Genomic DNA, 17,768 nt, shown 5'->3' with positions numbered 1-17,768 from the left:
AGTTACTGTTCCTCAAAGTTACGCTGATGCAACTGATAATAAGCACCATGTAGCGCAATCAGTTCGGCATGACTGCCCTGCTCAACAATACGACCCTGATCCATGACAACAATACGATCCGCGTTTTCAATCGTCGATAGACGATGTGCAATTACGATGGTGGTACGGTCCTGCATGGCTTTATCAAAGGCACGCTGAATAAAGTATTCCGACTCGTTATCCAGCGCACTGGTCGCTTCATCCAGAATCAGAATAGAGGCATTTTTCAAAATTGCTCGCGCGATGGCGATGCGCTGACGCTGGCCACCAGACAGGTTTAAACCCTGAGCACCCAGCTGAGTATTATAACCTTGCGGTAGTGCCATAATAAAATCATGCGCATAGGCTGCCTTTGCTGCCGCGATAATATCTTCATCGGAAGCACCTTCGAGCTGACCATAAGCAATATTTTCCCGCACGGTACGATTAAACAGTACGACTTGCTGGTTCACCATAGCAATCTGGGTTCGCAAGGCGGTAATTTCAAAATCTTCAATCGGTTTCTGATCCAGCAAGATCTGCCCAGAAGTTGCATCCTGATAACGCACCAGCAGATTCACCAGAGAACTTTTTCCTGCACCAGAACGTCCTACCAGCGCTACTGTTTCACCGGCCTTGACCTGCAAATTAAAGTCATGAATAGCACGATGGCCATCATCATAAATCAAGTTGACATCTTTAAACTCGATATCGCCTTTCAGGCTATCCGTTAAAGTCCCGGTATTTTTTTCTTCAGGCATATCCAGCAATTCAAATACCGAATGAGCCGCAGCCATACCACGTTGAATTTTTTCATTGATATCCGTCAAGGCTTTGATCGGTCTTGCCAGCATACCCGCCGCAGTAATATAAGCGACAAATTCACCCGCAGAGGTATCACCCAGAATTTGCGGACGTAAGGCAATAAACATCACAATACTCAGTGAAATCGACATGATCAGCTGAACCACAGGACTATTCAACTGTTGTACAGCGACCATTTTCAAGCCACGACGCAAGTTTTCCAGCGAGTTCTGTTTAAAGCGTTCCTGCTCATAACTTTGCCCTCCAAAACCCTTGACGATCAGGTTGGCATTCACCGTTTCCTGCACCACATGGTTTACATCACCCATGGTGTCTTGCACTTGCTGCGATAATTTACGCATCCGTCTTGCAGCTTTACTGATAATAAAGCCAATGACGGGTGCAAAAATCAGGATACACATGGTCAGACGCCAGTTGGTATACAACAGGTAGCCTAATAATGCCAGAGTGATCAAACCTTGTTGCAACAAGGTTCTTAAAGCTTCAGTTGAAGCAGCGGTTAGCTGTTCAACGTTATACATGATTTTGGCAGTAATATGCCCGCTGGTATTATCCAGATAATACTGGGACGGTAAACGCAGGAATCTTGCAAAAACTTCCTGACGGATGTTGAATACCAGATTCCGGGAAATTACCGCAGTAAAATATCCACCCATGAACAAACCCAGGCCCCGGAAGAACATGAGTATGACCACTAAAAACGGGAAAAGTGATGTGAAACTCTGGTCTTTATTTTGAATCGCCTCAATAATATATTCTAGTAATTTAGCGACAGAGACTTCCGTAGCGGCATTAATAGAAAAACCCAGCAGGACAAGCAATGCAATGCCCCAAAACGGTTTTAAATAACTTAAAAGGCGAAGATAGACCTTAAAATCGTGCTTCACTAATAACCTCGGGTGGGTACTTTGGTACTGATATTAATATTTACAAAGCCGAGCTGCCCGGCCACATCCATGACACGAATCACGTCCTGATGGCTGGCTTTTGCGTCAGCTGCAATGACAAACATTAAATCACGGCGTTCATTAGAAATCTGTTTAATTGCAGTATTTAAATCCGCGACTTCCTTACTGGCCAAGGATTGACCATTGACTGCGTAATGACCATTGGCATCCACAATCACTTCAACTTTCTGATCATAGCTTTTAGGCGGTACACCTTGCGCATCCGGCAAGGTCAGATTCATTCGGCTCATTTGGCTAAATGTCGTCGACAAAAGTAAAAAGACCAGAATAAACAGCAGACAATCAATCATCGGTGTCAGATTAATATGTACATCTTCCACCTGGTTGCGTTTGAATTTCATCATCCGCCTCCTAGCTGGCTTTTTGCATGTCTTGATCTATGTCTGCATGATTACGATAAAAAAGATCCGCATGAAACAAAGTCGCTTGCTGCTCAAGTTCAGCCACATATTCCTGAACAAGACGCTGAAAATAACGGTGAGCAAACAGTGCAGGAATTGCAATCAGCATACCGGCTGCCGTGGTAATTAAAGCCTTGGAAATACCGGGCATCATCAAGACCGGATCACTTCCAGTTCCCACATCGATCATCAGGAAAGACTCAATAATCCCAAGTACGGTCCCCAACAAACCGAGTAAAGGCGCAACTGCACTCAACGTGCCCAGAAAATTAATATTTTTTTCCAGATAACCGATTTCCTGTGACGCCACCACTTCCATCTGCGCGCGAGCATACTGCTCACCCTGCGGCTTACTAGTATAGCCCGCAGCCAATACCCGGCCCAAAGTGCTTTGCTTTAAGGTCGCACTTTGATTCATTTTTTGCATGACTTGTGCTGTATTTTGCGAAGGCCCCATCAACAGGATCGACGGAAGTACTACGTTCTTTTTCAGGCGGATCAGGCGCTCGATCGAAATCGCCAGCATAAAGATAGAACACAAGACCAGGGGCAGCATGAGCCAACCACCTGCTTTAACCAATTCCCACATCTAATTTATTCCCCAATAAAAAAAATATATAAATTATTCATCTTCTAAAATAGAAAGAATGCCATCAAGTTCTTCTAAAGAGTGATAGCTAATAACCAGTTTCCCTTTACCTTGCTTGTTATAGTCAATTTTAACATCTGCACTGAAACGCTCTGAAAGGCGCTGAGTCAATTGCTGAATATCCGGTGCTACAGCTTCTTTTACTTTTTCTTGTTTAGGTGTATTGAAATCACGGACTAACTGCTCGGTTTGACGAACAGACAGACTTTTTTCAATTACGATATCTGCAACTTTGAGCTGATCTTTAGCTTTTAAGGTTAAGATCGCACGTGCATGCCCCATATCCAGCAAACCCTGCTGCATAAAGTCTTTCACTTCTTCTGCCAGGCTAAGCAGGCGAAGTAGGTTACTCACTGTCGTACGCGCTTTACCCACGGTATCTGCAATTTCCTGATGGCTTAAGCCAAATTCTTCATGGAAACGTTGCAGAGCCATCGCCTGATCAATCGGATTCAGATCCTGACGCTGGATGTTTTCAATCAAGGCCAGTGCAATCGCAACCTGATCATTCAGATCACGTACAATCGCAGGAACCTCGGTCAAACCCGCCAGCTGTGCAGCACGCCATCGACGTTCACCCGCAATAATCTCGTATGGATAGCGCTCATCGTCAACCGGACGGATCACGATGGGCTGCATGATGCCATGCTTTTCAATCGATGCCGCCAGTTCCTGCAAATCCTGCTCGTTAATATAACGGCGTGGCTGATATTCACCACGCTTGAGCAAATTCACATCAATCTGTTTCAACTGACCATGATCAAGACCTTGGGCTTCGAGTTGTAATTTTTCTTTTTGAATTGAGCCTAGCAAGGCATCCAAGCCACGACCTTTGGCGAGTCCACGTTTCTTGACGGTCATGCTTTACTTCCTTTTTTCACTTTGCTTTTCTTTAATACTTCAGCTGCCAGATTTAAGTAAGCAACTGCACCCTTTGAGCTTTTTTCAAAATAAATCACCGGCAAACCGTGTGCTGGTGCTTCAGCCAGACGGATATTCCGTGGAATCACGGTTTCATACAGTTTTTTACCAAAATATTGTTCTAATTCTTCAGAGACATCACGAGTCAAGGCATTGCGTGCATCGTACATGGTGCGTAATACACCAACAATTTGCAGGTCCGGATTCAAGGCTTGCTGAATCCGATCGATGGTTTGGGTTAAATCCGCCAGACCTTCCAGTGCATAATATTCACACTGCATTGGAATCAGCACACCATCCACGGCTGCCAAAGCATTGACAGTAATCAGGCTAAGACTCGGTGCACAATCGACAATGATATAGTCGAATGAAGCTTCAATTTCCTGCAATGCATCCCGCAAAATGAACTCGCGCCCTTCCTGCTCTGCAATCGCCAACTCAACCCCAGCCAGATCACGGTTTGCCCCAAGAACCTTGTAGCCGACTTCCGCCTTAGAGATCGCCGTTTCAATCGGCACTTCACCCAGCAACACATCAGTAACCGAATAAAGTAGGTCATTCTTCTGAATGCCAGACCCCATGGTCGCATTGCCTTGCGAATCCATATCAACCAGCAAAACACGTTTTTTTAACACAGCTAAAGATGCCGCCAAATTTACTGCGGTTGTGGTTTTACCGACACCACCTTTTTGGTTTGCAATCGCAATAATTTGTGCCATGTTGCCCCCAATCCCTTTAAAAATCTTAAATACGTTTTAATAGAAGTAAATGACGCTGTTCGTCTAAGCGCGGAACTTTAAGTTCAATAATCTCACAACTAAATTCATTTTTTAAAGTAACAACTTCATCTTCAGGAATTAAGCCTTTCATTGAGGCAATAATTGTTTGCTCATGCATATATGGCTTAGAAGCATCAACGAAGTCTGTTAATGATGCAAAGGCACGACTGGTAATTACATCAAATTGACCCAGTTCATTGATGCTGTCTTCGTTTTCTACACGCGTTTGCACGGCAATGACATTTTTAAGTTTCAGGTCAGCAATAAACTGCTTGAGGAAACGAATTTTTTTACCGTTTGAGTCCAGCAATACACATTCACGCTCAGGCTGACATAAAGCAATGATCATGCCCGGCATACCACCACCTGTGCCGATATCCAATAATCGACCCGCTGGAAGATCTTTCAGAATGCTCAGACTATCGAGCAGATGCTTGACCAGCATTTCCTTAGGATCACGGATTGCAGTCAAATTGTATGCTTTGTTCCACAACACCAAAGCATCCTGATACTTGAGTAATAAATTTAAAGCTTCATCAGATAGCTCTAAACCCAAAGCCTGGCTACCCTGCTTTAGTTCTTGAAAAAACATGTGCATAAACAATCTACGCTCGAAAAAGTTAGGTGGAAGTATACCGTTTTCTCTATATTGGCACAGTAGGCAGTGCTTAGCGAATATTCACTTAAGCAAACTTCCCTTCATGGATCGCTGTATCCAGTGCCGTTAAACGCTCCGGGGTCCCCACATCTACCCAAATGCCTGCCAGTTTAGAAGCGCGAACCTGCTGATTCTGCATTGCCGCTTTTAGCAATGGGGCTAAAGGACGCTTGCCAGTGTCTAAGCCTTGGAACATCTTCGGATCAAGTACAGATATACCGCTAAACGTCAGGTTTTCACCTTCGATTTGCTGATCAAAAGTATAAGCTCTCCCTTCTGCAAGCGTGAAATCACCCTCTGGATGTTGTTCAGGGTTCTGCACAAGTACGAGATGCGCCAAATTATCCTTTAGATCAATATCCAGTAAAGGTGCAAAATCCATCGTGGTCCAGACATCACCATTTAACAGAATAAAAGGTTCATCACCGAGTAGCGGCAAAGCATTGATAATCCCCCCAGCGGTTTCCAGACCTTCACCCTCATGTGACCATAAAATCTTGATACCGAACTGCGAACCATCACCCAAAGCTTGAGCCAGTTTTTCGCCGAGCCATGCGGTATTGATGACAATTTCAGTGACACCGATCGCCGCCAGTTTTTCTATATGCCAGACAATTAAGGGCTTGCCCCCAACTTCCAGCAAAGGCTTTGGCGTATGCAGCGTTAGCGGCCGCATACGATTACCGAGTCCTGCGGCCAAAATCATCGCTTTCATTCAGGCAGCCACCTCATATGAGCCATATTTAGCTTCAAATGCAGGCATCACTCTGTCACGCATAAACTGCATGAATGGCTCTAGTTCTGCATAAGCCTTAGATTCTTCAAGCAGATACCACATCACACGTGGTAAGTCCTTGAGATAACCTGACTTGCCATCACGTTCAAACAGACGCACAAAAATACCTAAAATCTTGATATGACGCTGAATCGCCATCATGTCGGCGTCTTTTTTAAACTGTTCAAAGTCACGCTCTTCTTTAGCAGATGCTGGCAACAAGTCATAAAAGTTTTTGAACCAGCGATACACACGATCGGCATTCCACTGTACATAGGCATCACGGGTAATCGAGATCAAGTCATAAGTATCCGCACCAATCACAGCATCCTGAAAATCAATCACACCGAGTTCGGTTTCATTGTCGATTTTCATCAAGTTACGACTATGGAAATCTCGATGCACGATCACCTGTGGCTGTGCCAATGCGGCATTCGCCAAAATCGCAAAAGTGCGTTTGATCAAGGCGCTTTCTGATTCAGTCAGTTGAACCTTTAACGCTGGTAACATCCAGTCAGTCAGCAATTCCATTTCCGAGATCAGTTTTTCATAAGAATATGCCGGGAAATGCCCTTCTCCAGCAATCGATTGTAGTTGAATGAGCTGCTTAAAGCTTTGCTCATAATAGGCATCTACAGTCTCGTCATTCAGCAGATTCGACAGCAGCACATCACCAAAGTCTTCGAGCAGTAAAAAGCCATTTTCCAGGTCTTTTGCCACGATATGCGGAACACGCACGCCATGTGCATCAAAAAACTCATCTATCGTCACAAAAGGCACACAATCTTCTTTTTCTGGTGGTGCATCCATCAGCATAAATGTTTTATTATTCAGTTTGATTCGTGCATAACGACGGAAGCTGGCATCACCTGCTAAAAAATGAGTTTCAAATTGATCTGAACCGAGTACAGAGGCAATCCAAGATTGTATCAATTGTTCGCGTTGTGTATTCATTTGCAATTAATTCTAATACAGGCTGAGTTTTTAAAGTGCTAAGTGTAGCTACTTATCAACTTTTTCTCTATGATGCGACAATAATTAATTGCGATAAAAGCATGATTGGTTAATGAGACAAATGAAGCATCACTTTAAAATAAATCCTCTAGCGACTGCGATCTTAACCCTTTTATGTGGCAGCTCAGCCTCCGGCTATGCTGCATCAAATGTCTCGTCCGATGTAAATGCAGAACAACTCAAACAGCGCATAAATGAGACCTATCCAGGTGAAGCATTCTTTTCGCAATACTATGTCGACAAATCCTCAGCTGAGGCACAGCAGCGGCAGGAAAAATACTTAAGTTCAGCTTATTGTGAAGGCACCTGGGTGACCCCGATTGCTCCAGATGCAGCAACCGTTGCGCCAGATCAGGCTACATCCACCATTACTGCAGATTATGGTCACTACAATCCAGCAGGTGACTCTTATTTAGAAGGCAATGTCATCATTGACCAGCAAGGTCGCCAGATTCGTGCTGAACGCGTAACGATTGATCAAACCCAGACCTATGCCAAAGCAGAAGGTCGGGTACAACTTGCTCAGGGTGGCCTGCTCTCACAAAGTGATGATATTAATTATAATTTAAAGACCCAAGAAGGCGACCTAAATAACAGCTTCTATATTGCCGAGCAGCAACATGCGCATGGTCGGGCAGAAAAGATCGCCAGAACCTCGACCGAGACGGTAGAACTGGAAAATGCGACCTATACCACCTGTCCACCTGAGCAAAAACCGACTTGGAAAATCCAGGCAGAAAAGATCAAGCTGAATCAGGAAACCGGACGGGGTGAAACCCGGAATACCAAGTTGTATGTTAAAGATGTTCCGGTTTTAGCGGTTCCCTATTTCAACTTCCCGATTGATGACCGCCGCACTACCGGTATTCTGACGCCGACATTTGGCTTTACCAATGATGGTGGTCTGGAACTGGGTGTTCCGGTTTACCTGAATTTAGCACCACAATATGATGCGACAATTACGCCGCGTTATATTGGCGATCGTGGGGTAATGCTGGATGGCGAGTTCCGTTATCTGACTGAGAATTATGGTGAAGGCCGTATTTGGGGAGGTTATTTACCTTCCGATGAAAGCTATAGCGACGAAGACCGTAAAAGCCTGCATTTCTTACATAACTGGCAGATCAATAATCAGCTTTCCACCAACCTTGAATATAACTACGCTTCAGACAAAGATTACTTTGCCGATCTGGACAATAACCCGAACTCTAAAACTGACCTGAACTTACGCCGTGCCTGGGAAGTCAATTATAAAAATGGTATTCCTGGCTTAAAGGCACAATTCAAAGTCGAAGACTTCCAAACCCTAGATCCAACTGTACTGGATGAAGACCGTCCTTATGCACGTTTGCCACAGCTTTTAGTCAATTACAAAACTGGCAATCCATTGGGATTACAACTTGAGTTTAATAACGACACAGCATATTTCCAGAAGGATCTGAGAAATTTCGCTGATACTGACCCAACGGGTGAGAAGGTATATCAACCGAGTGGTACACGGATCTATAATGACTTTTCCGTGCGTTATAATCATTTTACCCCGTGGTCATTCTTCATTCCTCAGGCGACTGTACGCAACATCAATACTTTCTATGATGAAAAAACCCAAAGCCGTAGCACGTCTAGTGAAAATAATTCAATTGTGGTGCCACAATTCACGCTGGACACCGGCTTAATTTTTGAAAAAGAAGGTACGTATCTACAGACCTTAACGCCTCGTCTGTTCTATGCGTATTCACCTTATGAGAACCAGCAGAATCAGCCAAACTTTGATTCAGTCGTCGCTTCGATTAATTATGATCAACTTTTCAGTGCGCGTCGCTTTTATGGTAATGACCGCCTGGAAGACAATAACTTTGCCTCCTTAGGTCTGAGCTATAGCCTATTTAATGAAGAAGGTCTGGAGCGCCTGCGTGCCAGCGTTGGACAGAGCTTTTTCTTTGAAGATCGCCGTGTAACGTTGGAAAATGATGCAGATGAATTCGACCGTGAAAGTCATACTGGCCCTGTAATTCAACTGACCAGCCAGCTGTCAAATAATGTTCACGTTAATCTGAACTCAAGCTGGATGTCGAATGGATCGAATGCCCAACGAGATTTGCAGGTTTATTATACCGGTGAGCAAGGCAATCTTTATAACCTAGGCTATTTCTATCGCAAAGATATTCCGAACCGTCAAAAGAGCTATGATCATGTGGTGGGTTCATTTATCCAGCCGATTGCCAACAACTGGCGTCTGGTTGGACATGCCCAGTTTGACCTCGACAATAGTGTCGCACGGGAATATTTACTTGGCGTGAACTATGAGTCATGCTGTTGGGGAGTTTCTGTTTACGGTCGCTCATATTACAATGACTTAGACGACGTTAATGATTCAAGCGTCAAAGCCAAACGCGCCATTATGGCCGAAGTCAGCCTGAAAGGCTTAGGTGGGTTAAGCAGCAAACTCACCTCATTACTAGAAAATCGTATTCTAGGTTTTAACAATATCAATCAAACTTGGACAGAACGTTAATGAAGACAAAACAGTTAAAACAAATTTTTAAAGCAACCGCACTTGCGCTATGCCTTTCTTCAGCGATGACGACTTTTGCTGTTGCCCAACCTAAAGATGAAGTTGTAGCTGTAGTCGACAATAGTATCATTCTACGTAGTGACCTGGCTCAAGGTGTAGCCGAAATCTCACATCAGCTGCAAAAACAGAAAAAGGCAGTTCCACCACAACAATATCTTGAGCAACAAGCTTTAGAGCAACTGATTATTCGTCAGGCACAGCTTGAACAAGTTAAACGTTATAATATTCGTCCAGATGAAAAAGCTTTAAATGAAGCCGTCCTGAAAGTTGCCCGTGATTCTGGTTCACCGAGTCTGGAAGCATTCCAGCAGAAACTGGATGCCATGGCGCCCAATACCTATGCTTCTTTACGAAACCGTATCGCTGAAGATTTAGCACTGAATCGTTTACGTCAACAAATCGTGACTTCACGTATTCAAATTACAGATCAAGATGTTAAAAACTTCCTAAATACCCCGCAAGGTCAAGCTTTGCTTGGCAGTCAGGTCCATGTACTGCATTTACGGGTAAGCGGTGAAAATGCTGAACAAATTGCAACAAAGGTAAAGCAAGAATTAAATAGCAGCAATGACATTCAGGCGATCAGCAAAAAGTACAGCACTGGCGGCGTTAAAGTCGAAGCTGCTGATATGGGTGTGAGAAACCTGTCAGAAATTCCAGCAGAACTGGCTGCACGCGTGACCACCCTGCAACCAGGTCAAACTTCTGAACTGATTCCTGTCGCTGATGGTGTACATGTTCTGAAGCTCTTGGAACGTAAAGGTGGCGAACAGAAAGCCCTTGTTCCTCAATATTTAACACGACACATTCTGATTCAACCGTCTGAAGTGGTCAGTCCTGAAAATGCCAAACAAATGATTGATAGTCTGTATAACCGCCTCAAACAAGGTGAAGATTTTACTGTTTTAGCTTCAACGTTCTCCAATGATACTGGCTCGGCTCGTGATGGCGGAAGTCTTGGCTGGGTTAGCCCAGGGGTAATGGTACCTGAATTTGAACAGCAGATGAAAAGCACCCCAGTAGGTCAGTTCAGTAAACCATTTCAATCCCAGTTTGGCTGGCATATTCTGCAAGTGAGTGAAACACGCCAACAAGATATGACACAGGAATATCAGGAACGTATGGCTCGCCAATTGCTTGGTGAACGTCAATTTGATGCCGAATTAGATAGCTGGTTACGTGAAACGCGCAATAATGCTTATGTAGAAATCAAAGATCCTCAACTGGATCCTAAACGTAACCGTTAAGCCTTACCATAATCCTAAAAAGCCAACGACATCTCGTTGGCTTTTTATTTAAAAAACTTAAAACGTACAGATATAAAAAAACCTCTCATATAGAGAGGTTTTTTAATTTTCAAACTCGATTAACGATTGTTTTCATCGTCTGAAGAGTCTTCAAATTTAGTGTCGTTGTCAAAACCAGTGCCTTGACCACCAAAGCCAGCACCTTGACCACCGAAGCCACCTTGACCACCGAAGCCGGCACCTTGACCACCGAAGCCGGCACCTTGACCACCAAAGCCACCGCCTTGACCGCCGAAGCCACCTTGACCACCGAAGCCACCGCCTTGACCGCCAAAACCACCTTGACCACCGAAGCCGCCAGCACCTTGACCGCCACCAAAGCCACCTGCAGCACCTTGACCACCGAAGCCCGCACCTTGTGGACCAGCAGGCGCGCCAGCAGGACGTGGATTACGTGCAGGTACTACAGTTGAAATTGCATGCTTATAAACCATTTGGCTTACTGTATTTTTTAATAAAACCACGTATTGGTCAAAAGATTCGATATGACCTTGTAATTTAATACCGTTTACCAGGAAGATAGATACTGGGATACGTTCCTTACGGAGAGAATTCAAGAATGGATCTTGTAAAGTTTGACCTTTAGACATGTTATAACTCCAAAAAAATTAAAAATCAGCGCAAAAACTATCTCTATTTTTCAATTAAAAATTATAAAAAAGATAGTCCCTAAATTTTGCTTTATCCGTGACAGTTTCGCAAGTCTTCTTGAGCCTGCTGTAGCGTAAAATATGTTGTAAATTTATGCTTTTCTTGCAAAGACCTTAACCACGTATATTGACGTTTTGCAAGTTGTCGTGTCGCAAATAAAGCTTTATCCTCCATTTCCCGTTGCTTTTCCTTGGTTTTATCAGCATTTTTTAAGAATTCCATAGCCTGACGATAACCCACTGAACGCATGGAAGGTAAATTTTCATTAAAATCGTATTTTTCAATTAAATTCACAACTTCATTTAAAAAACCGCTTTTCCACATAATTTCCAGACGTTGTTCAATACGCCCATGCAATTCTAACCGATCTGGCATCAGTGCATAATTATGGAAACTGTAACGATATGGTAAGTTTTTAGGTTGTTCTGCCTGTAGTTTTGTAATCGGCTCACCAGTCAATTTAAAAACTTCCAAGGCTCGAATAATGCGCTGCTTGTCGCTAACCTTGAATTTTTCACCGGCAATCGGATCGACTGCACATAATTCTGCATAAACCGCTTCCCAGCCCTCCTGCTCACCCTTGGCTTCAATCTCTGCCCGGATAGCATAGTCTGCACTTGGTAGGTTATCTGACAAACCTTCAAGCAAGGCCTTAAAATACAGCATGGTTCCGCCAACCAGAATCGGGGTTTTACCACGCACATGAATATCATCAATCAGGCGGCAAGCATCTTCGACAAAGTTGGCTGCAGAATACACTTCAAGTGGACTAATAATATCAATCAGATGATGCGGATAGCGCGCCAGTTCCTCTTTGGAGGGCTTGGCTGTACCAATGTCCATTTCCCGATAAACCAGTGCAGAATCGACCGAAATCAGCTCAAATCCCCCTTGCTCATACAGTTCACATGCCAAAGCGGTTTTACCACTTGCAGTTGGCCCCATTAAATTGATGACCGGCAATTGATTGGACATGTAAAACTACTCTCCTCGAGCAAAAAGTTTATCTAGTTGAGCCAATGGAAAGGCGCGCCAAGTCGGACGACCATGATTACATTGACTGGCAAATTCGGTTTGTTCCATCTGCCGTAATAAAGCATTCATTTCAGACAAACTTAGGATACGATGCGCTCGCACTGCACCATGACAGGCCATTCCCGCCAAAATTTGGTCACGCTTCTGCAATAGGCTTTGTGCTTGATCCCCCGGATCTAAATCATTCAATAATTCAGGAATCAGGGCATCGAAATCGGCCTTGTGTAGAATAGCCGGTACACCACGTACGATAACTTGCTCATCACCATACTGATCGATTTCCAGCCCCAAACGTGCCAACTGCTCTTTCAGCTCTTCGACACGCATGGCCTGCATCCGGCTAATATTCACGACTTTTGGAATGAGCAATTGCTGTGATGTCCAGAATTCAGGTTTATCCCAAGCCGATTTCATTTGCTGCAAAACAATACGTTCATGTGCCGCATGCATATCGACAATAATCAGACCTTCGGTATTTTGTGCCAGAATGTAGATACCATGTAACTGGGCAATGGCAATGCCCAATGGATGCTCATCCACTTTGGCCTTTACATGTGTCTGAAAAGACTGCTCAGGACTAAATACTTCGGTTTCCGAACTTTCTCTGAGCGGTGCTAAATAACTTTGCAAGGCATTATTCAGCTGCTGTGAACCAGAATAAGATTTACGGTAATCTTGGGAATAATGCACTGTTTGTGGACCTGAAGATGCAAAATCGGTCAGCACATCTGAAGTTTCATTTTCACTTAAGGCAGATGTCGTTCTCACCACCTGTGGCTGAGAATGCGCAGTCTGATGCAGGCTGAACTGTTCCTGATAACGCGGTTGCGGGGCCGTCAAGCCAGGCTGCTCATCCTGTTTCATTGCCTCGGCTAAATCTGCAGTTGCGGTCTGGAATTGTGCCAGCGTTTCTTTGGCATAATGCCGTACGAACTCATGTACTTCACGTTGATTCAGGAAGCGAATTTCATGCTTGGTCGGATGGACGTTTACATCCACATTTTCTGGATCAACTTCTAAAAACAGTAAATAAGCCGCATGCTGATGCCCATGCAGGATGCCGTCATAGGCCATCCGTAAGGCATGGGAAATGGTTTTGTCTTTGACAATCCGGCCATTTACATAGACATACTGCAAATCAGCCTGTGCACGTGCATCTGAAGGATGGCCAAGCCAGCCAGACAAACGCATGTTGATACTGTCTGCATCCATCCAGTAGGCATTTTCAGTAAACTGGCGGCCAAGCAATTGCTGTACCCGCTGAAAACGCAAAGCGCCGCTATCCGCCACGGGTAAATTCAGTTTGATGCTTTCATTATGTTCTAGCACAAAACGGATATCAAAATGCGTCAGTGCCATACGGCGCACAATTTCTTCGATATGACCAAATTCAGTGCCCGGTTTTTTCAGGAATTTACGCCGTGCAGGCACATTAAAAAACAAATCCTGAACCCGGATATGCGTCCCTTTTGAGGCCGCAACAGCCTGAATTTCCTGATGATCAAAAGCCGTGCCATTGACTTCGACCTGATAACCGATGCCCTCGTCACTTTGACTGCTGATCATGGTCAGGCGTGAAACTGCTGCTATCGACGCCAGTGCTTCGCCACGAAAGCCCAGACTGCTAATCGCATACAGCTCATCAGCACTCTGGATTTTGCTGGTGGCATGACGCATCACGGCCAGCGGTAAATCCTCATGATGAATTCCGCGTCCATTGTCGATGATTTCAATTAAAGTACTGCCGCCCTGTTCGACCCGAATGATCAGCTCTGTCGCCCCCGCATCAATCGAGTTTTCCAGTAACTCCTTGACCACAGAAGCCGGACGTTCAATCACCTCACCTGCGGCAATCTGGTTGGCAAGTGCAGGATCAAGGGCACGAATACGGCGCAGACTTAAATCATTCGACATGTGAAAATTGACGCTCCAGAGCCTCTCGTAAAGCAAGATTCGATGAAATCAGGCTTGCAGTACGGGTAAGTTCATCTTCAGATTTTAAAATTTCAATAATCAGGTCAGCTTGCGGAATTTCATCACCACCTTTAGATGGCCATTCAAATAAAAATAGCGCATTCGGTGTTTCCAGGTAATCCCGGATGCCCATCAGTTCCAGTTCATACGGATCATTCAGACGATACAAGTCAAAATGAAAAATATCCTGACCATTAATTTGATAGGGTTCGACCAGTGTATAAGTTGGACTTTTCACTGAACCTTTATGACCCAGCTGTTGCAAATAATAACGTGTTAACGTCGTTTTTCCTGCCCCTAGGTCACCAATCAGATACACGACCCCCGCAGGGAAATTCTCCGCCAGAACCTTGGCCAGTTTTTGGGTATCGTCTTCATGATTTAAAGTGACATTAAATGAATAAGGCATATTACTCACGACATGATGCAAAAGAATAAATATGATAGCATCGCCACGCTTTAAAAGCCTATTCACCCGTGTGAGAAACTGTATTTTTTCACAGCATCTGTTCCTTAAGAGGTTAATCTGCCTGCCATGCAACCAACTGTTGAATTTAACCCGCCTATGCTGAATGGGGTCAGTGCCAGTAAAGTATTTTTGCCAGCCAGTCCGGATGCACCCCTGACAGTTTTTGCTTATTTATGCACGCAATTTGCGCATATCGCAGCAGATGAATGGCAATCCCGTTTCAACGAGGGTCTGGTCTATGATGCTCAGGGCAATCAATTAAACACAGAAAGTCCATTTCAGGCCAATAGTCACTGTTTTTATTACCGTTTTTTGGCACATGAAGTGCATGTTCCTTTTCAACATCAGATTTTATTTGAAAATGAGCATTTCATGGTGGTCGATAAACCGCATTTTTTGACCATGAGTCCGACCGGACAGTATGTGCAGGAAACGCTATTGGTTCGGCTTAAAAAGCAGACCGGCAATGAACATTTAACACCCATTCACCGGCTAGATCGTGAAACGGCAGGTGTAGTTCTGATTTCCAAATGCGTGGAATCACGTGGCCTATATCAGCAGATGTTTGCTACACGGCAGGTACAAAAAACCTATCATGCGATTGCGGCCTATCATCCTGATTTAAAATTTCCATTGATCACGCGATTAAGAATGGAAAAGGGACAGCCCTTTTATACCATGCACGTGTTAGACGGAACGCCAAATAGCGAGACGGCGATTGACCTGCTGGAACATAATACAGAATGGGCTAAATATGAGTTGAAACCGCATACTGGCAAACAGCACCAATTACGGGTGCACTTGAATCATCTGGGTATTCCGATCCGTCATGATCCCTTTTATCCACAGGTAGCGCACAAGGCGGAAGATGATTTTTATGCACCTTTAAGTTTATTGGCCAAACATATTCAATTCATCGATCCGATCACGCAGAAAAGCATGAATTTCAGCTCGCAACTTGAATTGACACTGTAAATAGCTTGTCATTACAGATTATTTTCTAAAATCGGTTGCTTTAAGATTGAATTTCAAACGTAATTGATTAGAATAAAGGCGAAAAGTTAAGTAATTTAAAGCTTTAAAAATATTATGAGAAAAACTGAAGTTTATCAAATTCGCTTGGACTCGCAAGAGAAGAAACAAGCCTTTGCAGTATTTAAGCAATTGGGGATTACGCCAGCTCAGGCAGTACGTCTTTTTTTCAAGCAAGTGGTGATTACCAAATCAATCCCCTTCTCGATTGAAAATCAGAATATCAATCTGGAACAGCTGATTCGGCTGCGCAAGCTGAAACAAAATGAAGCGAAAATCGAGCAAAATGCGCTTTCCAGTTCTGCCCTGAATCTACTCGATGATCAGGAGATTCAGCTGGATGATGATCATCTTGATTTATTTGAAGAACTGAATGCCATTTTGGGTGAAAGCGACAAAATTTAACATTGTTGCATTTCCGAACAATTTCTAAAGCCTGCCACTCCCAAACTTCGCTATGCTTGATGCTGATAATCAATAAAAAATTAGCATGGAGTATGCAATGCTCGTACGACGCGCCCAGTCAGCAGACCTGAATCAGCTGGCGGTATTATTTGATGAATATCGACAGTTTTATGGTACGTCTTCCAATCCTGAACTCTCTTACCAATTTTTAAAACAGCGTTTTGAAGATGGGCAAACCGTCATTTTCATTAATACCAAAGATGATACTTTTACCGGCTTTATTATCCTGTATCTGGGTTTTTCTTCAGTGGCCTGCTCGACCTATTATATTCTGGATGATGTCTATATCACCCCGGTTTTTCGGCGTCAGGGCGCAGCCAAACAACTGATTGATACCGCGATTTTATTTGCCAAACATGAACAGGCCTTAAGAATCACCCTGGAAACCCAAAAAAATAATTATCAATCGCATAAATTGTATGAATCTATGGGATTTATCAAGGATGATGAATTTCAGACTTATCACTGTTTCCTGAAGTAAGTCCTATTTTTTTCATCACATTTCAAGCGAATAAAAAATTTATTATTCTGAGCGGAATTTGGCCTGCGCCACCTGTTCTGCATTTAAATACAACCATTCTCCTTCAGCCAGTTCAGGCAAGGCCAAAGCACCAATCTGTGCACGATGTAGCTGTTCAACTTTATTGCCTACGGCAGCCAGCATGCGCTTTACTTGATGATAGACCCCTTGATGAATGGTCATTTGCAGACGATTTTCAGCCAATCGAGTCACTTCAGTAGCCGCAAAAATACCTTTTTCATTTCTCAATTCGACACCTTGTTCTAGTTGCTGAATCTGTTCATCCGTGACTGGATCCGCAGTTTGCATCTGATAAACTTTGGCGACATGCTTTTTCGGATGGGTGAGCGCTTGCAGAAACTGTCCATCATCGGTCAGCAATAATAGTCCAGTGGTATCCTGATCCAGACGTCCCACACACTGAATCCCCCGATTCAGCAGAATGTCATCAAACAGGTCAAATACACTAAAATGATGCGTCGCCTGATGCGAACACTCATAGCCTTGTGGTTTATTTAAGGCGATATACACTTTTTCCCGATAGGTATGACTTTTCCCATAAACCTCGAAATTTAAGTGATTTAAATCCAGGTTATATTTAGGATTGTCAACCACTTCATCTTGAATTGAAACAGCACCATTTTTAATCAGTTGCTGACAATGCTTGCGGGAGCCGAAACCTTGTGACTGCAACATTTTTTCCAATAGCATCTGTTTATACCTGTATCGAGT

The 17,768-nt window shown here is 43.9% G+C and carries 18 protein-coding genes; 5 read left to right on the top strand and 13 right to left on the bottom strand.

Annotated elements, in window-relative coordinates; all coding sequences use genetic code 11:
- Positions 1-2 precede the first annotated feature (2 nt).
- From msbA to ACO1B7_RS13000, 8 genes are all read right to left on the bottom strand, one after another.
- Positions 3-1,730 carry a lipid A export permease/ATP-binding protein MsbA gene (gene msbA, locus ACO1B7_RS13035; protein WP_423090229.1) on the bottom strand — a complete coding sequence of 576 codons (1,728 nt, stop codon included), beginning with the start codon at positions 1,728-1,730 and terminating at the stop codon, positions 3-5.
- A complete protein-coding gene (locus ACO1B7_RS13030) occupies positions 1,730-2,152 on the bottom strand; it encodes an ExbD/TolR family protein (RefSeq protein ID WP_004278885.1) in 423 nt (140 codons plus the stop codon). Before ACO1B7_RS13030 ends, msbA begins: the two co-directional genes overlap by 1 nt.
- A 10-nt stretch (positions 2,153-2,162) precedes the next feature.
- Entirely contained in the window at positions 2,163-2,801 is a 639-nt protein-coding gene (locus ACO1B7_RS13025; protein WP_129716637.1) for a MotA/TolQ/ExbB proton channel family protein, read from the bottom strand.
- A 33-nt stretch (positions 2,802-2,834) separates the two neighbouring features.
- Complete coding sequence (locus ACO1B7_RS13020) at positions 2,835-3,722, bottom strand: ParB/RepB/Spo0J family partition protein (protein WP_004731487.1); 888 nt, start codon at positions 3,720-3,722, stop codon at positions 2,835-2,837.
- Positions 3,719-4,501: a ParA family protein gene (locus ACO1B7_RS13015; RefSeq protein ID WP_005106558.1), complete on the bottom strand. Its 783-nt coding sequence runs from the start codon at positions 4,499-4,501 to the stop codon at positions 3,719-3,721. The genes ACO1B7_RS13020 and ACO1B7_RS13015 overlap by 4 nt, the downstream gene beginning before the upstream one ends.
- A gap of 25 nt (positions 4,502-4,526) precedes the next feature.
- A complete protein-coding gene (gene rsmG, locus ACO1B7_RS13010; protein WP_129716636.1) occupies positions 4,527-5,159 on the bottom strand; it encodes a 16S rRNA (guanine(527)-N(7))-methyltransferase RsmG in 633 nt (210 codons plus the stop codon).
- A gap of 85 nt (positions 5,160-5,244) precedes the next feature.
- Positions 5,245-5,934 (bottom strand): N-acetylmuramate alpha-1-phosphate uridylyltransferase MurU, encoded by a 690-nt coding sequence (murU, locus tag ACO1B7_RS13005; RefSeq protein ID WP_129716634.1) that lies wholly within the window; start codon positions 5,932-5,934, stop codon positions 5,245-5,247.
- Positions 5,935-6,948, bottom strand: coding sequence for an aminoglycoside phosphotransferase family protein (locus ACO1B7_RS13000; RefSeq protein WP_004731490.1), 1,014 nt, complete (start codon positions 6,946-6,948; stop codon positions 5,935-5,937). It abuts the gene before it with no gap.
- A gap of 121 nt (positions 6,949-7,069) precedes the next feature.
- Between ACO1B7_RS13000 and ACO1B7_RS12995 the strand changes: the two genes are divergently transcribed.
- Positions 7,070-9,523, top strand: coding sequence for an LPS-assembly protein LptD (locus ACO1B7_RS12995; protein ID WP_129716632.1), 2,454 nt, complete (start codon positions 7,070-7,072; stop codon positions 9,521-9,523).
- Positions 9,523-10,830 (top strand): peptidylprolyl isomerase, encoded by a 1,308-nt coding sequence (locus ACO1B7_RS12990; protein ID WP_044109557.1) that lies wholly within the window; start codon positions 9,523-9,525, stop codon positions 10,828-10,830. The genes ACO1B7_RS12995 and ACO1B7_RS12990 overlap by 1 nt, the downstream gene beginning before the upstream one ends.
- A gap of 119 nt (positions 10,831-10,949) precedes the next feature.
- Here the strand turns inward: ACO1B7_RS12990 and hfq are convergent, their stop codons facing one another.
- The 4 genes from hfq to tsaE form a co-directional block, all read right to left on the bottom strand.
- A complete protein-coding gene (gene hfq, locus ACO1B7_RS12985) occupies positions 10,950-11,480 on the bottom strand; it encodes an RNA chaperone Hfq (RefSeq protein ID WP_148334401.1) in 531 nt (176 codons plus the stop codon).
- A gap of 91 nt (positions 11,481-11,571) precedes the next feature.
- Entirely contained in the window at positions 11,572-12,516 is a 945-nt protein-coding gene (gene miaA, locus ACO1B7_RS12980; RefSeq protein WP_004645483.1) for a tRNA (adenosine(37)-N6)-dimethylallyltransferase MiaA, read from the bottom strand.
- 6 nt (positions 12,517-12,522) lie between these two features.
- Positions 12,523-14,490, bottom strand: coding sequence for a DNA mismatch repair endonuclease MutL (mutL, locus tag ACO1B7_RS12975; RefSeq protein WP_004645484.1), 1,968 nt, complete (start codon positions 14,488-14,490; stop codon positions 12,523-12,525).
- The gene (gene tsaE / locus ACO1B7_RS12970) at positions 14,480-14,959 is read right to left on the bottom strand and encodes a tRNA (adenosine(37)-N6)-threonylcarbamoyltransferase complex ATPase subunit type 1 TsaE (protein WP_004645485.1); all 480 of its coding nucleotides are present in this window, start codon (positions 14,957-14,959) and stop codon (positions 14,480-14,482) included. The genes mutL and tsaE overlap by 11 nt, the downstream gene beginning before the upstream one ends.
- 126 nt (positions 14,960-15,085) lie before the next feature.
- Here tsaE and ACO1B7_RS12965 point away from each other — a divergent pair, with 126 nt between their 5' ends.
- From ACO1B7_RS12965 to ACO1B7_RS12955, 3 genes are all read left to right on the top strand, one after another.
- On the top strand, positions 15,086-15,994 hold the full coding sequence (locus ACO1B7_RS12965) for a pseudouridine synthase (RefSeq protein WP_129716628.1): 909 nt from the start codon (positions 15,086-15,088) through the stop codon (positions 15,992-15,994).
- Between the two features lie 114 nt (positions 15,995-16,108).
- The gene (locus tag ACO1B7_RS12960) at positions 16,109-16,456 is read left to right on the top strand and encodes a type II toxin-antitoxin system RelB/DinJ family antitoxin (protein WP_129716626.1); all 348 of its coding nucleotides are present in this window, start codon (positions 16,109-16,111) and stop codon (positions 16,454-16,456) included.
- Positions 16,457-16,553: 97 nt separating this feature from the next.
- Complete coding sequence (locus ACO1B7_RS12955) at positions 16,554-16,997, top strand: GNAT family N-acetyltransferase (RefSeq protein WP_004278907.1); 444 nt, start codon at positions 16,554-16,556, stop codon at positions 16,995-16,997.
- 42 nt (positions 16,998-17,039) lie between these two features.
- On the opposite strand, the gene ACO1B7_RS12950 is transcribed toward ACO1B7_RS12955, so the two are convergent.
- Entirely contained in the window at positions 17,040-17,747 is a 708-nt protein-coding gene (locus ACO1B7_RS12950) for a pseudouridine synthase (RefSeq protein WP_005247338.1), read from the bottom strand.
- Between the last annotated feature and the right edge of the window lie 21 nt (positions 17,748-17,768).

Source organism: Acinetobacter lwoffii, assembly GCF_049367455.1.
Classification (GTDB): Bacteria; Pseudomonadota; Gammaproteobacteria; order Pseudomonadales; family Moraxellaceae; genus Acinetobacter; species Acinetobacter lwoffii_W.
This window is presented reverse-complemented; position numbering and strand designations above follow the sequence as displayed.

Coding starts and splice junctions, on each gene's coding strand:
- ACO1B7_RS13030 (WP_004278885.1), bottom strand. CDS start 2,152: ATGAAATTCAAACGCAACCAGGTGGAAGATGTACATATTAATCTGACA.
- ACO1B7_RS13025 (WP_129716637.1), bottom strand. CDS start 2,801: ATGTGGGAATTGGTTAAAGCAGGTGGTTGGCTCATGCTGCCCCTGGTC.
- ACO1B7_RS13020 (WP_004731487.1), bottom strand. CDS start 3,722: ATGACCGTCAAGAAACGTGGACTCGCCAAAGGTCGTGGCTTGGATGCC.
- ACO1B7_RS13015 (WP_005106558.1), bottom strand. CDS start 4,501: ATGGCACAAATTATTGCGATTGCAAACCAAAAAGGTGGTGTCGGTAAA.
- rsmG (WP_129716636.1), bottom strand. CDS start 5,159: ATGCACATGTTTTTTCAAGAACTAAAGCAGGGTAGCCAGGCTTTGGGT.
- murU (WP_129716634.1), bottom strand. CDS start 5,934: ATGAAAGCGATGATTTTGGCCGCAGGACTCGGTAATCGTATGCGGCCG.
- ACO1B7_RS13000 (WP_004731490.1), bottom strand. CDS start 6,948: ATGAATACACAACGCGAACAATTGATACAATCTTGGATTGCCTCTGTA.
- ACO1B7_RS12995 (WP_129716632.1), top strand. CDS start 7,070: ATGAAGCATCACTTTAAAATAAATCCTCTAGCGACTGCGATCTTAACC.
- ACO1B7_RS12990 (WP_044109557.1), top strand. CDS start 9,523: ATGAAGACAAAACAGTTAAAACAAATTTTTAAAGCAACCGCACTTGCG.
- hfq (WP_148334401.1), bottom strand. CDS start 11,480: ATGTCTAAAGGTCAAACTTTACAAGATCCATTCTTGAATTCTCTCCGT.
- miaA (WP_004645483.1), bottom strand. CDS start 12,516: ATGTCCAATCAATTGCCGGTCATCAATTTAATGGGGCCAACTGCAAGT.
- mutL (WP_004645484.1), bottom strand. CDS start 14,490: ATGTCGAATGATTTAAGTCTGCGCCGTATTCGTGCCCTTGATCCTGCA.
- tsaE (WP_004645485.1), bottom strand. CDS start 14,959: ATGCCTTATTCATTTAATGTCACTTTAAATCATGAAGACGATACCCAA.
- ACO1B7_RS12965 (WP_129716628.1), top strand. CDS start 15,086: ATGCAACCAACTGTTGAATTTAACCCGCCTATGCTGAATGGGGTCAGT.
- ACO1B7_RS12960 (WP_129716626.1), top strand. CDS start 16,109: ATGAGAAAAACTGAAGTTTATCAAATTCGCTTGGACTCGCAAGAGAAG.
- ACO1B7_RS12955 (WP_004278907.1), top strand. CDS start 16,554: ATGCTCGTACGACGCGCCCAGTCAGCAGACCTGAATCAGCTGGCGGTA.
- ACO1B7_RS12950 (WP_005247338.1), bottom strand. CDS start 17,747: ATGCTATTGGAAAAAATGTTGCAGTCACAAGGTTTCGGCTCCCGCAAG.